This is a genomic window from Deltaproteobacteria bacterium, from assembly GCA_016218975.1.
Lineage (GTDB): Bacteria > Desulfobacterota > Deferrimicrobia > Deferrimicrobiales > Deferrimicrobiaceae > JAENIX01.
This window is the reverse complement of record JACRCO010000025.1, coordinates 1-13,498: the sequence shown is the minus strand read 5'-3', so window position 1 is coordinate 13,498 and position 13,498 is coordinate 1. Positions and strand designations below refer to the sequence as shown.

Annotated in this window: 12 protein-coding genes; 6 read left to right on the top strand and 6 right to left on the bottom strand. The window is 59.5% G+C overall.

Translation table 11 applies throughout. From position 1 onward, the window contains the following. The coding region (locus tag HY896_02875; protein MBI5575289.1) for a hypothetical protein at nucleotides 1–1,044 on the bottom strand (1,044 nt) is incomplete at its 3' end. Between the two features lie 236 nt (nucleotides 1,045–1,280). Here HY896_02875 and HY896_02870 point away from each other — a divergent pair. Next, entirely contained in the window at nucleotides 1,281–3,236 is a 1,956-nt protein-coding gene (locus HY896_02870; GenBank protein ID MBI5575288.1) for a DUF3857 domain-containing protein, read from the top strand. Nucleotides 3,237–3,261: 25 nt separating this feature from the next. Here HY896_02870 and HY896_02865 read toward each other — a convergent pair whose 3' ends face one another. The 3 genes from HY896_02865 to HY896_02855 all read right to left on the bottom strand — a co-directional run bounded on the left by HY896_02865 (nucleotide 3,262) and on the right by HY896_02855 (nucleotide 4,544). After that, on the bottom strand, nucleotides 3,262–3,519 hold the full coding sequence (locus HY896_02865) for a zf-HC2 domain-containing protein (protein ID MBI5575287.1): 258 nt from the start codon (nucleotides 3,517–3,519) through the stop codon (nucleotides 3,262–3,264). Beyond that, complete coding sequence (locus HY896_02860; GenBank protein MBI5575286.1) at nucleotides 3,516–4,100, bottom strand: sigma-70 family RNA polymerase sigma factor; 585 nt, start codon at nucleotides 4,098–4,100, stop codon at nucleotides 3,516–3,518. Before HY896_02860 ends, HY896_02865 begins: the two co-directional genes overlap by 4 nt. Before the next feature lie 147 nt (nucleotides 4,101–4,247). Further along, the gene (locus HY896_02855; protein MBI5575285.1) at nucleotides 4,248–4,544 is read right to left on the bottom strand and encodes a hypothetical protein; all 297 of its coding nucleotides are present in this window, start codon (nucleotides 4,542–4,544) and stop codon (nucleotides 4,248–4,250) included. 405 nt (nucleotides 4,545–4,949) lie between these two features. On the opposite strand from HY896_02855, the gene msrB reads away from it, so the two are divergent. The 4 genes from msrB (at nucleotide 4,950) to HY896_02835 (ending at nucleotide 9,790) form a co-directional block, all read left to right on the top strand. Next, nucleotides 4,950–5,411 carry a peptide-methionine (R)-S-oxide reductase MsrB gene (gene msrB, locus HY896_02850; GenBank protein ID MBI5575284.1) on the top strand — a complete coding sequence of 154 codons (462 nt, stop codon included), beginning with the start codon at nucleotides 4,950–4,952 and terminating at the stop codon, nucleotides 5,409–5,411. A gap of 41 nt (nucleotides 5,412–5,452) precedes the next feature. Then, nucleotides 5,453–6,067 (top strand): peptide-methionine (S)-S-oxide reductase MsrA, encoded by a 615-nt coding sequence (gene msrA, locus HY896_02845; GenBank protein MBI5575283.1) that lies wholly within the window; start codon nucleotides 5,453–5,455, stop codon nucleotides 6,065–6,067. A 504-nt stretch (nucleotides 6,068–6,571) separates the two neighbouring features. Next, on the top strand, nucleotides 6,572–6,955 hold the full coding sequence (locus HY896_02840) for a hypothetical protein (protein ID MBI5575282.1): 384 nt from the start codon (nucleotides 6,572–6,574) through the stop codon (nucleotides 6,953–6,955). A 27-nt stretch (nucleotides 6,956–6,982) separates the two neighbouring features. After that, a complete protein-coding gene (locus HY896_02835) occupies nucleotides 6,983–9,790 on the top strand; it encodes a hypothetical protein (protein ID MBI5575281.1) in 2,808 nt (935 codons plus the stop codon). A gap of 589 nt (nucleotides 9,791–10,379) precedes the next feature. On the opposite strand, the gene HY896_02830 is transcribed toward HY896_02835, so the two are convergent. Beyond that, complete coding sequence (locus tag HY896_02830) at nucleotides 10,380–10,634, bottom strand: carboxymuconolactone decarboxylase family protein (protein ID MBI5575280.1); 255 nt, start codon at nucleotides 10,632–10,634, stop codon at nucleotides 10,380–10,382. A gap of 188 nt (nucleotides 10,635–10,822) precedes the next feature. On the opposite strand from HY896_02830, the gene HY896_02825 reads away from it, so the two are divergent. Next, nucleotides 10,823–12,286 carry a PLP-dependent aminotransferase family protein gene (locus HY896_02825; GenBank protein MBI5575279.1) on the top strand — a complete coding sequence of 488 codons (1,464 nt, stop codon included), beginning with the start codon at nucleotides 10,823–10,825 and terminating at the stop codon, nucleotides 12,284–12,286. A 54-nt stretch (nucleotides 12,287–12,340) separates the two neighbouring features. On the opposite strand, the gene dmeF is transcribed toward HY896_02825, so the two are convergent. Next, nucleotides 12,341–13,276, bottom strand: a complete 936-nt coding sequence (gene dmeF, locus HY896_02820) for a CDF family Co(II)/Ni(II) efflux transporter DmeF (protein MBI5575278.1) — start codon at nucleotides 13,274–13,276, stop codon at nucleotides 12,341–12,343. Nucleotides 13,277–13,498: the final 222 nt, after the last annotated feature.

The window sequence follows — 13,498 nt, the reverse complement described above, 5'->3', positions numbered from 1 at the left end:
TTCAGGGTTCGTCGAAACGACGGACAGGGATGCCGCCTCCGTTCCGTAGGCGGCGAAGGCCAGCGAAAGCGTTCCGCCCGTCCGGTCCGGAGGCAGGCCGATCTCATCCGCCGGAATCGCGAAATCGTATACCTTGTGGCGGTACGATACCTTGTCGGTATAGGTAAACGAAGTCTTGCCCCATCTTGTCTCCACCTCCGAAACCTTGAATTCCTTGAGACCCTGCGGGGTATTTACATATACCTTGGCGTAGTCCTTGTCGCCGTCGCGGGTGTTATCGCCGGTGAAATCGATCCTGACATAAAGGTTTTTTCCATCGTTTCCGACCCAGCCGTAAGCGAACCCGGAGGGGTGTCCCGTCCCGGCTCGGCAAAATTCGCGGAATAATTGCGGGGTCCGTTCGAGGGCCTTGCCTCCCGGACCGAACGCCGCAGCCCCCTCTTTCCAACGGTAGGAGTAGAAATGGGACGCCGCTGTCATCGGCTTGAAGAGGTTGGAGAGGGGGAACCGGAATGGTGTGGTCGAGATTTTCTCTCCCTGTATCCGCGCGACCAGGGTAAGGACCGCATCTCCCGCGGGGGCCGGAAAGGTGAATTCGAGCGTCCCTTCCGAAGCATCGATCACGTCGAAATCGCGTCGGGATACCAACATCGGCCCTTGCGTCTCCGAAGTCCCCGAAATCAGGCGGGGCGGCTTGCCGGAGAGGAAGATCGCGTCTATATGGGCAGGTCCGCCGCCCTTCTTCAGGAGCCTGACCGTGACGCCGCCTGAAAACCGGGCGACCTTTCCGAGCCGGACCGCTTTCTCACGGAACGCGAGATCGAACGGCAGCGAAGCGACCTTGCGCCAGGTTCCTTCCTCCTTGAGGAAAACCTCGAAAGTCCCGCTTGTGATCGTCTCTTTCGGCGCGAAATAAGGAATCTTCCCATCCGGCCGCGGCTTTGCGGCCTCGGCCGGACCCATGTGAAGAAATGTTCCGATCGCAAAAGCGATCGCAAGGACCCCCGCAAGAACGACTCCTCCCTTTCGAAAGCGATGCCGCATTTGCATAACCTCCTTCCGACTTATATATCCGTGTCGCGCCGCGCATCGATGCAGATAAATATTCCTTTCATTACCACACATTCCGTGAACCCACCAAGGGGTAATTCGGCCGGGTCGAAATCGGACCTGTATCGTCACACGCGACAATTGAACTTTTCGGGCCGGACCGCCGAAATACCATAAATAATGAAGAAGCTCTGTAAAAATAGGGGGAAGTTCAGGCATCGGATGGTAAAATGCAACCCGACAAAATGACAAACCGTCTTTTTCTCATCCCGCTGCTGTCGATTTTCCTGTCCGTGGTTTCTCCATTGCAGGCTAGCGCTCGTTTCGCCTCCATCGAGGATGCCCCGGCGACCGTCACGCGGCACAGCGTAACGATAGATGTCGACCGGGACGGCCGCTTCGTCGAGGAGGAGGAGAAGGAGATACGGATTCGCAACGAGGCCGGGCGAGAGGACATCGGGACGTGGAATTTCGTCTATAACGCAAGAGTTTTCAAGGTGGAAGTCCTTTCCGCCGAGGCGGTGACGGGCGGGAAGACGATCACGGTTCCGCGCGAAGCCATTGAAGACAAACCGGTTGCGACCAATATGCCCGGGTTCGATGAGTATTCCAAAATCACGGTTCCGTTCTCGGGGGTTCAGGTCGACTCCATCGTCCGGCTCCGCACCAGGAGGACCCAGAAGGAAGTTTCGTTCCCCGGACACTACTCCCGGGCCTTCTTCCCGGGAACAAGGGCCGCGTGCAACGGTTTCGATCTGACGATACGATCCAAAACACCTCTGCTTGCAGCCGTCAACGATCCCGACAACCTCCTGGAAATCTCGCGCGATTCCGGCGAACAGATCGAAACTCACCGGGTCAGGCTGAGAAAAGCGTTTTTCCGCAGGCTGGTCGAGGAGCAGAAATCCTCGTTCCTGCCGGAAGACCGCCTTCCTTACGTGCAATTCTCCACGGACAGGACGCTCGACGTCCCGGCGGCCTCCGTCCTTGACGTCTACGAGAAAACAATAGCCGAGCCGCTTCCTGCGATGTTCGATGCGCTGTTGAAGGAGTTTGCGAACGGCACCGGCGCCTTCGTGGATCGACTCAACGCTCTCACTTCTTCATTCTCCGGGGGAATCCGGTATTTCGGCGATTGGCGCCCGAACAAGAACGGCTACGTGCCGAGACACCTGGCGCAGATCGCCTCGTCGCAATACGGCGACTGCAAGGACATGGCGACGGCCGTGGCGGCCATTCTGCGGAATGCAGGCGTCGGCGCCGACATCGCGTGGATACATCGCGGAGCCATACCGCCCGTCCCTCTTCCTCTGGCGACCCCCGACGCCTACAACCATGCGGTCGTCCGCGTAGCGCACGAGGGGACGACGTACTGGATAGATCCGACGAACCAGGTCAGCTTTGCGCAAGGAATCCCGGCCGACCTGATGGGCCGCGATGCGCTCGTCCTGGAAAACGGCAAGCTGCGGAAAACGCATGTTCCGTTTCTTCCGCCGTCGGCAGGCACGATCCGGGGGATCGAAACATACAATTTCACGCCGGGTGGAAACGCGAAGATCAAGGGGCGCATGGAGCTGCTGGGACGCCAGGCGGAATTGCTTACCGGCCTGGGCCGATTTTCACCTCCCGATACCATAAAATTCGGGTTGCTTCGCTTCTTTTCGGGAGGACGCCGGGTGGTAACCGGCACGGTAGGCGAATTCGACATGCTCTCACCGATCGTAAAAGACATGACGATCGATTTCACCGCGGAAGTCGAGGGAGTCGCCATAAGGACGACTGCGGGGCTTGCATACGGACTCTCTCACAAGATCATGCGAATGTTTTCGCTCGTCGATCCCGCAAAGGACCAGGGCGATCTCTTCCTCGGTCCTCCCGGCGTATCTGAATCCATAGAGCGCATCGCGGGGAGCAGTCTCGTCGGGAAAAATCCCGGGGTCTGCGCCGTCGAGTCGCCTTGGGTCGACGCGTCATGGGAGGCCGGCGAAGAGAGCGACGACCTGCTGGTTACCTCGAAAGTCACCCTGAAGAAACCAGTGCTTACGCACGCCGAGATCGCCAGTCAGTCATTCGCCGACCTGCAGGCGGGCATCCGCCGGTGCTTCGGCGACTATGCGCTTGTCTTCGAAGCGAAGACAGGATTGGCGGGAGAAGGTTTAAGCAGAAACACCACCGGCGATAAATGACCCTTTAATCCGCATTTCTCACCATCTACAGGCCTTTTATCGATTTCCTGATGCGCTCCTTCGCTTCCTCCGACAACGATTCGCCGGGCAATTCTCCGGGTTTTTCAACGGCTGATGCGAGGCGCCTGACCGTCTCGCGGATCAGGACGAGCTGCCGCTTGTATCTCGCGCACCACTTGCAGATGATCAGGTGAACGCGCACGCCGATCCGCTTGCCGATGGGGAGAGAAGCGTCCATCGACCCGGAAAGCAGTATTGTCACATCCTTGCAGGAAAGCATCACGATCCTTCTCCCGCGGTTTTGCCGAACCAGAGGGTTTCCAGGCACCGGCGCAGCAGCGACCGGGCGCGGTGCAGGATCACCCCAAGGTTTGTCTCGGAGACGCCCAGAATCTTACAGATCTCGGCGGTTCCCAAACCCTCCGTTTCCCGGAGAGTGAAAGCGTTGGCGTGGTTCGGGGAAAGACCCGCGAGGCACTTCCTGAACCGTTCCACGAACTCCTTGTTTCGGTAAATTTCCGCGGGATTACGGCCCCATTCGGCGGGTCCGGCCGTCCAGTGCCCCGCCTCATCGAGATATTCCGCATCGGGATGTTCCCCCGGATTTTCCTCCATCAGGGGAGTTTCCCTTGCCTGCCGCCTGAAATGATCGCCGATCTTGTGCTTGAGGATCCCGACCAGCCAGGTCGCTTCCGAAGAGATTCCGGAAAAAGATCCCCGGTCCTTCAAAGCCGCGAGGAATGTCTCCTGGACAACGTCTTCCGCCGCGGTGCGGTCCCGCAACCTGAGCATCGCGTACCGGAACAGGTAGTTCCCGTAGCTGTCCACCCAATCCGACGGATCGGCATTCCCGATATCCCGCATGGCACATGCTTAGATAATGCAAGGCGCCGAAAAGGTTCCCGCTGAAGCTTGCGGCGAAAAAAATAATTCTGATGTTACCGGCGGCAGGGGCTCCCGCGGGGGGGGGAGCGGTGCGGAAGCCTGTGCCGCCGGGGCAGGTTGATTTATCTACGGTCCCGTGTCAAGGCCGACACGGTGTTTCACGCCGCCGGTTTCAACGGCAGGGATGCTGTCGTCAGCCGATGCCGTCCCTCCGGCCATGGACATGCCTCCCGACCCCCCCGGCAGGGCGCCGGACTCGATAGGACCCGCGGCCTGCATGGAGTCGCTTGCCGTCCGTTCGGCGGCGGCATTGGAAAGGTCGGCCATCCCCGCGATTCTTGCCTCACCCGCAAGCGATGCCCCCGGGATCGAGCCGGACAGCAGCCCGACGGTCAAAGCAACTATCACAAATACATTCTTCATCGGTACATCCTCCTTGCCTAAATTTTTGTTCCTGGCCGTTCGTCGCCGAAAGAACCGATTCCTTACACGTCGAAAAATATTTCCGGTAGATAAAAAGACCGGTTAACCCGCACTGAGAAATGCGGGTTAGGGCTGTAAGGATTTCCTCCGTGCCGCGACTGATTGACGAAAGAAAACCGGAAGCCGCGGGCAACGCAAGATCCGGCACCCGGCTCCGGGGCATCATTTAATGAAAAGACGGGAGGCAGATACAAAATGGACAGGTTGATGACAGTGACTTTGGGAAGAGGCGAGTTTCTTCGCGCCGCCCTGCTCCTGGCGGGAGGCGCATTGCTCGGCGTTTCGTTTCCGAAGGGCCGGGCATACTCCGCGGAGCCGCCGCAGGGTCGGAAGGACGGGAAAGCGATGGAGAAGGAACGGATCAGGATCTATTCGGCCGACAAGGATGGATATGTAGTAGTGGAAAAAGTCGTCAGGACGGAACGGGAGTGGCAGAGCCTGCTTACACCCGAACAATTCCGGATAACCCGGAAGAAGGGAACCGAAAGGGCCTTTACCGGGAAATACGACGGCCATTACGAAAAAGGGATTTATCGGTGCGTTTGCTGCGGCACGGACTTGTTCCGTTCCGATACCAAATACGATTCCGGGACCGGATGGCCAAGCTATTTCGCTCCGATCGCCGGGGAGAATATCCGCACAGAGGACGATTCGAGCTGGTTCAGCAAAAGGACGGAAGTAATTTGCGCAAGATGCGACGCCCACCTGGGCCACGTGTTCGACGACGGACCGAAACCGACCGGGCTTCGCTACTGCATGAACTCGGCGGCTCTTTCATTCGCCAAACCCGAGAAGGAAAGGAAGTGAGGAGGAAGAACATGCGGGTGCTTAGGAAGTCCATGATAACGATGCTGTTGTCGCTCATTTCGACCGCCACGGTTATCGCCGGGAGCGAATCGATGGCCGATACGAAGAAAACTGCCGTTGCGAAACCGGAGAAAGCGACTTTCGCCGGCGGTTGCTTCTGGTGCATGGAAGCGCCTTTCGACAAGCTGCCCGGGGTGGTCTCGGTCACACCCGGGTACACAGGAGGGAAATTAAATAATCCGGCGTACAAGCAGGTATCCGCCGGTGGAACCGGACATGCCGAAGCTGTACAGATCGTCTACGACCCGGCCCGCATCGGTTACGACAAGTTGCTCGATGTCTTCTGGCACAACACGGATCCGACCGCCAAGGACCGCCAGTTCTGCGACGTCGGGCATCAGTACCGCACGGAGATTTTTCATCACACGGAGGAGCAGCGTGCTCTGGCTCTCAAGTCCAGGGAGGCGCTGGAGAAGTCCAAACCCTTCAAGGAACCGATCGTCACCGAGGTTACCAGGGCGGGCGAATTCTATCCGGCGGAGGAGTATCACCAGCACTACTACAAGAAGAACCCGATCCGTTACAGTTACTATCGCGATCGGTGCGGCCGCGACAATCGTCTGAAAGAATTATGGGGAGATGCGGCCGGGCATTGAGTGCAGCTTTCCGGGCAATCCCCGGGATAAAGGCCCCGAAGGCATGCTTCGGGGCCTTCTTTATCCGCCCCAATGCAGCGTACTCGTCCGAGCGGATCGAGCAGGTGTATGAAAACGATCGGCTGAATGGCAGATGGGCGCGAGATCCGGTGATGAAGGGACTGCCGGAGGTGGCCTTTCAAGCTTGCACCTGCCCGGGAGATGTTTCACCGTGAAACACGTTTCAGCAGATGTTTCAGCACGGTGCCTCTCACCACATCCCGTCTTACTTCCCGTAGTATCGAGTCTTTTTCTTGTTTAAACTCCAACGGACAGGCAATGGATGGAAGATGAAACATACGTAAACCCCCCGAAACGTTTTCAAATAGCTCTCTTTCCTGCGTAAGTTACCGTTTCCATAGATGTTTTTACTTCAATCGATCCGGCACGCATTCTGCGTATATAAATACCGGCTTATTGCCTTGTTTCGTTTCGGCACCCCACATCAATCGAAGGAGGAGCACGATGGGTAGACGGACGGTTCAAGCAGTGTTGGCGGTTCATTGGCTACTGGGCGTCGCCGGGATAGCGCAAGCAGCGCACCCGGTCGACGTGCAGCTCAAGGGTTCAACCGGGGCGGTGATAACCGCGGGGAGCAACATACCCTACAGTCCTAAACAGACTTGCGGATCCTGCCACACCTATGAGATCGACCCGACCTCTGTCGTCAAGCAGCAGACCGCCGGGGGTATAGCAGGAGCGCCGTATTCCGTTACAGTGCCGTCCCACGGCGTATCGGCGGGGTTCCATTTCCAGCAGGGGATGAACGTAGCATGGGGGGACACACAGCGGACCTACTACGGCCTGCCGGGTTTCACAAGTTCTCCAGGCATGTTCGGCAAGTATTGACCGCCCTCCAACCGCCAGTTGGCGGACATGAATGAAACGACCGCAAGCAGAATCGACCTGACCACCGATGATTTCCGCACTTCCGGCTGTGCCTGGTGCCATCCGGGAGGCGGCCCCCTTGAATACGACCGTGATGGTTTCCGCTTCGACGGAACGGTCGGCGGCTTGCAGCCCGGCGTTAACCCTCTCCAGAAGGATGCGGATTACAAAATATTCGGCATCCTGGCCGGACCGGACGCCTCTTCCTATGCGGGAGCGGGTTTTTTCGAGACGACCTCGACCACCGGCGTTTACCCTGCGGACCAGCTGATAATCCAGGGCACGATGAAGTCCGTGCTCGATCCTTCGACGGGAACGTATAAAACAGTCGGCAAGAAATACAACTCGCCGGCAGCGGGCGGAGTCGCCGAAGTGGACTGCCTCATGTGCCACTACGCGGGACGCTACGCCAACCTGGAGAGGAACTACGCCTTTCCGGGCGCGACGGCGCCGAAGCTCGCGGCGTCGCTGGGACTCGTGGGCGCAGGCACCGGCGAGGCCGGTCTACTGAACATTACGACCAAGGGCGCCCCCGGCATCAATCCTAACCCTGCCACGTCGACCTGGTCGTGGAACGAGTTCGTGGGCAGTGCGGGCACGGCAGGGAACCCCGTCACCTTGAGGACAACCGACATCGCCGGAAAGCCCGGGTCGGAGAACTGCGCGCTCTGCCACTTCCCCGACCGAAGCCTTGCCAGCAACGGCTGCGTCGATCCCGCCAAGTGCGGTCCTTCCTCAAAGCCGCTGGGGTTCACCGCTTTCCAGAAGTACATGGCCCCGGGATCGACGAAGGACGGTGACGAGATCCCCGGTGTGAACGGCAAGGACGGAAACAACGACTCTGCATGGAACGCCGTGAAAGGCCGCGTGGAAGGCGGGAAGCGCGGCGAATCCATCAACGACAACCTCAACCACGACGCGCACATGAAATGGCCGGCCTACAACGGCACGGGGATCAGGATGTCCTGCACCGATTGCCATAACGCCCTCGAGGGCAGCTACCCGGCCCTCACCGACAGCTCGGGCAATGTGATCCAGCCGGCGGTCACCGTCTTCAAGATCGACCACCAGTTTGCAAAGGGAGACAACGCACCCGACGGCAAGAACATGGACCAGCTTGATGACACGGTCACCTGCGAAAGCTGTCATGTCACCCGGACGCATCCCAACTCGGCGAGCGCACCCGTTCCCGATGCGGGCCATGCGGGATTTCCGGGCATTCACTTCACGAAGATCTCCTGCAAGACATGCCATATCCCGTGGCTGAACGGGCCTGTCGACCAGGACCTGGCGGACTTCACCGTGGGTCCGTATCAAACGTTCGAGCGCACGCAGACGCTGGAGGCTGGGGCTACGGGGATCAACCGTAGACCTCTCAATCTCTGGCGTCAAAGAGGGCACGGCGCAGGCCCCGTAGTAATCGAGCCGTTCGGGATCATGGCAGTTACGGTATGGGCAAACGCAACCACCCAGGCGGGCGAGGAGGCAGGCAGCATTTCGCCCACCTACCAGCGGCTCGGCAAGAAGGCAGCCGAACTGCTGCGGGCATATTACGGAGACGCAGACGGCGACGGCGTGTTCGACTGGCCGCTCAATCGCACGCAGGGCGGCGACAAGGCCCTCATCGTGAACAAGCCGCAGGAGATCGCCGATTTCATCACCCGGATCGGCCTGGCCGGCGGGCCTTCCAATCCCGTCATGCACTTCTACTTCAACCAGTTCACCTTAAGCCACAACGTCCGTCCTCTATCGGACGCGACGAACCCGACTCTCGGGTCTCCTGCGGGCGGCGGTTGCCTGATGTGCCACTCGAGCAGCGACCCTGTCAACCCGAAGTACAGCCCCTACTCAGTGGGCTTCTTCGATAAGAACTTTTCGCTCTTCACCCAGCCGGCGGACGGCGGTTCGGGGCTCGTGCAGACCAGCCTGCCGGCAGCTTCGCCGCTGAGCGGCAGCCTCAAGCGGATCAACGTAAAGTTCCCGTACAAGACCCCGGAGGGCTCTTCCTCCTCGGTGAACCTGTCGAACGCGGCGGGCCAGACGGTGGGTAATTCGGTCGGCCAGGGCCAGGTGCTGGGCTACGACGCCGAGACACTCGAATACCTGATGTCGCCGAAAGGCTCTTATACCATCACCGCCGGAGCGGGCCCGGGGGGCAGCATTTCACCGGCGGGGAACTTCACCGTGACCGCGGGGTCGAACCAGGCCGTATATGTAACGCCGAATGCCGGGTTCCATATCGCCGATGTCGTTGTCGACGGCACACCGGTCGGCCAGGTGAGTTCGTACACATTCTACTTTCTCACCGCGAACCACTCGATTTCCGCCACGTTCGAGCCGAACCAGACGTACACGATCACGGCAAGCGCGGGAGTAAACGGGACCATATCGCCTTCCGGCGTCACCAGCGTACAAGGCGGCACGGACATCACCTGCACCATCACCCCTGCCGCGGGGTACAAGGTCGGGACGTTGACCGTGGACGGATCGCCGAAGAATCCGTACAACACCTACATCTTCCACGACGTCTCGGCAAACCACACCATCGCCGTGACGTTCGTGCAGGACATGACCTACTACATAACGGCCAGCTCCTCGGGAAGCGGGACGATCAGTCCTTCCGGCGTGACGCCCGTTTCCAAGGGCGGAAGCCAGACCTTCACGATCACACCGAATCCGGGATGGAAGGTCTCGCGCGTAATCGTCGACGGTTACAACAAGGGGGCGATAACGAGCTATACATTCCCGAACGTCACTTACAACCGTACGATCAAGGCCTATTTCATACTGCAGTAGTCAAGGCCGCAACTGCGCAATGCTCGCGGAGGTGGCCGGCCTTCGGACCGGCCACCTCGCTTTGTTTGAACTCCGATCCATCACCCCGGACGGCGTCTCAGCACCTCTCTCCCGGAGCGAGAAATCCCCCATGCCCGCGACTCGGTTTTTTCGAGACAACCTTGCCTCGCGTCGGCCCTGACTTCGTACCGATCTTATCGCCCTCATTTGGACAGAATCCCGCATGTCCGGGCAATGACCCCTTTCCTTTCTCCATCGCTTTTCCCTGTTCCGGCGCAGGCTGTGAGGCGGCCCCGGTTCGATAATCCGCTCCGCCGGTCTTTCCGGCAGACAATGAAGCCGCGACGGAATCCCGGTCGACGAGCGCGGTCCCGCCGGCGATCAGTAAACCGACGATAATCGAAAGAATCGTCGCAACTTTTTCATTCATCTTCATTTTCCCTTACCTCCTGCGGCGAGCGCCGCGCGAACAATGGTTACGACAATCCCGCCCTCCTGAATATTAGATGATCGCCGGACGAACCACGTACGAAGAAGGCCCCGAAGATAGACTTCGGGGCCTTCGACAGACATTGACCTTCGGACGGCGTCATCCGCCGCAACAGGGAACTTTGCTCTCCGGCGCCGCGGGAACGGCACAGTTCAGGCTGGCTGCGAATGTGTCCATTTTCGCCCCGGCCCCCTTGCGGACCCGCTTCCCCATTTCGATCGCTTCCGCCACCTCCTGCGGATCGGCCCCGAATTCGAGCGCCTTTGCCGAGTGGTACTGAAGGCAGGGCTGACAGTTGGCGGTGATAGAAGCGCCCACCGCGACGAGCTCCTTGATCTTCCCGGTCATTGCCATGATGCTTTACCTCCCTTGTCAATTTTATGAATCCACTTATGAATATGAGGGTTACGCGGAAAAACGACCAGACACATACCCTCACTTTCCGGATGGAGACAGTTGGCTGTCCGAATAAACTGTACCCAGAGCCTAAGAAGAAAATTGTAACTGTATCCATCGCGATTTCGCGGTAGAATCGAATCACCATGGAGACGAAATCGAAAGATATCTCCGTTAAAAGACTGCTCTACGAGGAAGTCGCCGCGCGGATCGGAGGGCTGATCGAGCAGGGAACCTATCTGCCCGGCGACCGGATTCCTTCCATCCGGGAACTCAGCCGCCGGATGAACGTCAGCATCAACACGATCATGGAAGCGTACGCTAACCTCGAAAACATGGGGGTCGTGGAAGCCCGCCCCCAGTCAGGTTACTACGTCCGCTCACGGCTTCCCGAACCTGCGGTGAAAGACCCTGAATTCCATGCCGGGGATGAGCCCGTCGCGTGCTGCGTGTCACTCGATGAAATCCCTTTGCGGATATTGCGTACGATGGCCGACCCTTCCCATGTTCCTCTCGGGGGAGGCGTTCCGAATCCCGATCTGCTGCCGATCGACAAACTGAACCGGATGCTTGCCTCCGAATCGCGGCGCTTCCGCGTCCAGAGCGTATCTTTATCGGGTGCGCGGGGGGTCAAGAGGCTGCGCGTGCAACTCTCACGGCGGATGCTCCATTCCGGCTGCACAATCTCCCCCGACGACATCGTCGTCACTTCGGGTTGCGTGGAGGCGGTGACGCTGGCGCTCCAGGCCGTCTGCCGGCCGGGAGACACGGTGGCCGTCGGTTCCCCCGTTTTCTACACGTTCCTCCATTCCATCCAGTGGATGGGGCTCAAGATCGTCGAGATCCCGTCGACGCACCGGGAAGGGATGAACATCGACGTCCTCGAGTACGCGCTCCGAAACCAGCCGATCCATGCCTGCCTCGTCATCGCGAATTTCAACAATCCCCTGGGCTATGTCATGCCCGAAGAGAACAAGCGGAGACTGGCGGCGCTCCTTGCGAAGCACGACATCCCACTGATTGAAGACGACGTGTACGGCGACCTGGCCTTCGGCCCGGAGCGCCCCGCAGCGGTCAAGGCATATGACGAAAAAGGCACGGTGCTCCAATGTTCGTCTTTCTCCAAGACCCTTGCGCCCGGTTACCGCGTCGGCTGGATCGTGCCCGGCAGATACGGGCAGAGGATCCGGCAGCTCAAGTCGCTGTTCAACATCGCCACTGCGACGCCGACGCAGCTCGCGATGGCCGAGTTTCTCGTAAACGGCGGGTACGACCATCACCTCAGGACGATCCGCCGCGCCTACAGGCGGCAGATGGACAGGATGAGGGACGCGGTCGGGCGTTTTTTTCCGGTGGGAACGCGCGTCACCCGGCCCGAAGGGGGGTTTATCCTGTGGGTTGAAATGCCCGGGGAAGTCGATTCCCGCAAACTTTACGAAATGGCTTTGCGGGAAGGAATCAGCGTCGCTCCCGGGACCGTGTTCAGCACGACCGGTGTGGAATACGGAAACTGCATTCGCCTCAATGCCGCGTACTGGTCCGGGAAGATCGAACAGGCGCTGGAAACGGTCGGCGGAATGGCGGGAGGCATGCAATGCGCAAGGCGATGAGCCGGCGACAGTTCCTGCAAGGATAGGACATACACGCGTACATGGCTGAATTTTTCAGCGCGCCCCGCTTGCATTAGCTGCGCACAGGCGGGTTTCGAACGTTGCATGCACAAGGCCGAGATCCTTGGGCAGGAGATCGTAATAGCTGTCCGGATCGAGAGGCCGCGATGAGACGACCACGACTTCCGCAGCATAGATCCCGGGCCCCACAGACCACACATGCAGATCGGAGATCCGGTTGTCTCCCTCCGATTCGATCGACTTTCTAATTGTCTCCCTGACCTGGTCGGGTGCCTGAAGATCGAGAAGCACGCGGGCGGACGAGCGGAGCAACCCCCGGGACCAGTTCAACACCAGCGTCGCGCCGACCAGCCCCATGAAAGGATCGAGCCACTGCTGCCCGAGGTATTTGGCGGCGAGAAGCGCAAAGACCGCGAGAATCGAGGTCAGCGCATCGGCCAGCACATGTAGATAGGCGGATCTCAGGTTGTGGTCCTTGTGGCCGCGGCGGACGGAGGAATGGCGGGAGTGGCCATGCCCGCCGAGAATGGCGAGGCATGCGCCGTTGACGGCCAGTCCGAGAACCGCGACGAGGATCGCCTGGTTGAATTCGATGGGTACCGGGGACAGGAAACGCGCGACGCTCTCCCAGGCCATGGCCAGGGCGAACAGCGAGAGCATCATTGCGCCTGCGAACGCGGCCAGCGAATTCACTTTGCCCGTCCCGAAATTGAAACGGGCATCCCCGGCATGGGCGCGGGTGAAGCGGTAGGCGAATACGGAGACCGCGAGCGCCGCGGCATGGCTTCCCATGTGTAGCCCGTCGGCCAGGAGCGCCATCGAGCCGAAGGCGAGCCCTGCGGCGGTCTCGACTATCATGGTCAGGACCGTAACGATGCTCACGATAAGCGTTCGCCGCTCGGCGGATCCTTTCCTGTCCTGGCCGAACGTATGGTCGTGTAGCCAATGTTCGATGGATTCGGTGTGCATATCGGTTTCTTTCTTCCGTCCGTGAATTTTCAGTATACGACCATAACGGATCCATCCTCCCGCCCTGCACCGGAATAACATCTCGAGATACCACTGCCGATGGAGGAACGGAAACCCGCATAGGATTCACGGCCGGTAGACGCGCAGCTACGGCTTGCCCCCCTTCCATTTCCGCAACTGCGCGACCTCGTCCGACAGCTGCCCCCACACCCGCTCGGCCTG

Excerpts from the sequence above, each read along its gene's own strand:
- dmeF (MBI5575278.1), bottom strand. The coding sequence starts at position 13,276 with ATGCACACCGAATCCATCGAACATTGGCTACACGACCATACGTTCGGC.
- HY896_02855 (MBI5575285.1), bottom strand. The coding sequence starts at position 4,544 with ATGAAGAATGTATTTGTGATAGTTGCTTTGACCGTCGGGCTGCTGTCC.
- msrA (MBI5575283.1), top strand. The coding sequence starts at position 5,453 with ATGCTGTTGTCGCTCATTTCGACCGCCACGGTTATCGCCGGGAGCGAA.
- HY896_02825 (MBI5575279.1), top strand. The coding sequence starts at position 10,823 with ATGGAGACGAAATCGAAAGATATCTCCGTTAAAAGACTGCTCTACGAG.
- HY896_02870 (MBI5575288.1), top strand. The coding sequence starts at position 1,281 with ATGCAACCCGACAAAATGACAAACCGTCTTTTTCTCATCCCGCTGCTG.
- HY896_02840 (MBI5575282.1), top strand. The coding sequence starts at position 6,572 with ATGGGTAGACGGACGGTTCAAGCAGTGTTGGCGGTTCATTGGCTACTG.
- HY896_02860 (MBI5575286.1), bottom strand. The coding sequence starts at position 4,100 with ATGCGGGATATCGGGAATGCCGATCCGTCGGATTGGGTGGACAGCTAC.
- msrB (MBI5575284.1), top strand. The coding sequence starts at position 4,950 with ATGGAGAAGGAACGGATCAGGATCTATTCGGCCGACAAGGATGGATAT.
- HY896_02830 (MBI5575280.1), bottom strand. The coding sequence starts at position 10,634 with ATGGCAATGACCGGGAAGATCAAGGAGCTCGTCGCGGTGGGCGCTTCT.
- HY896_02835 (MBI5575281.1), top strand. The coding sequence starts at position 6,983 with ATGAATGAAACGACCGCAAGCAGAATCGACCTGACCACCGATGATTTC.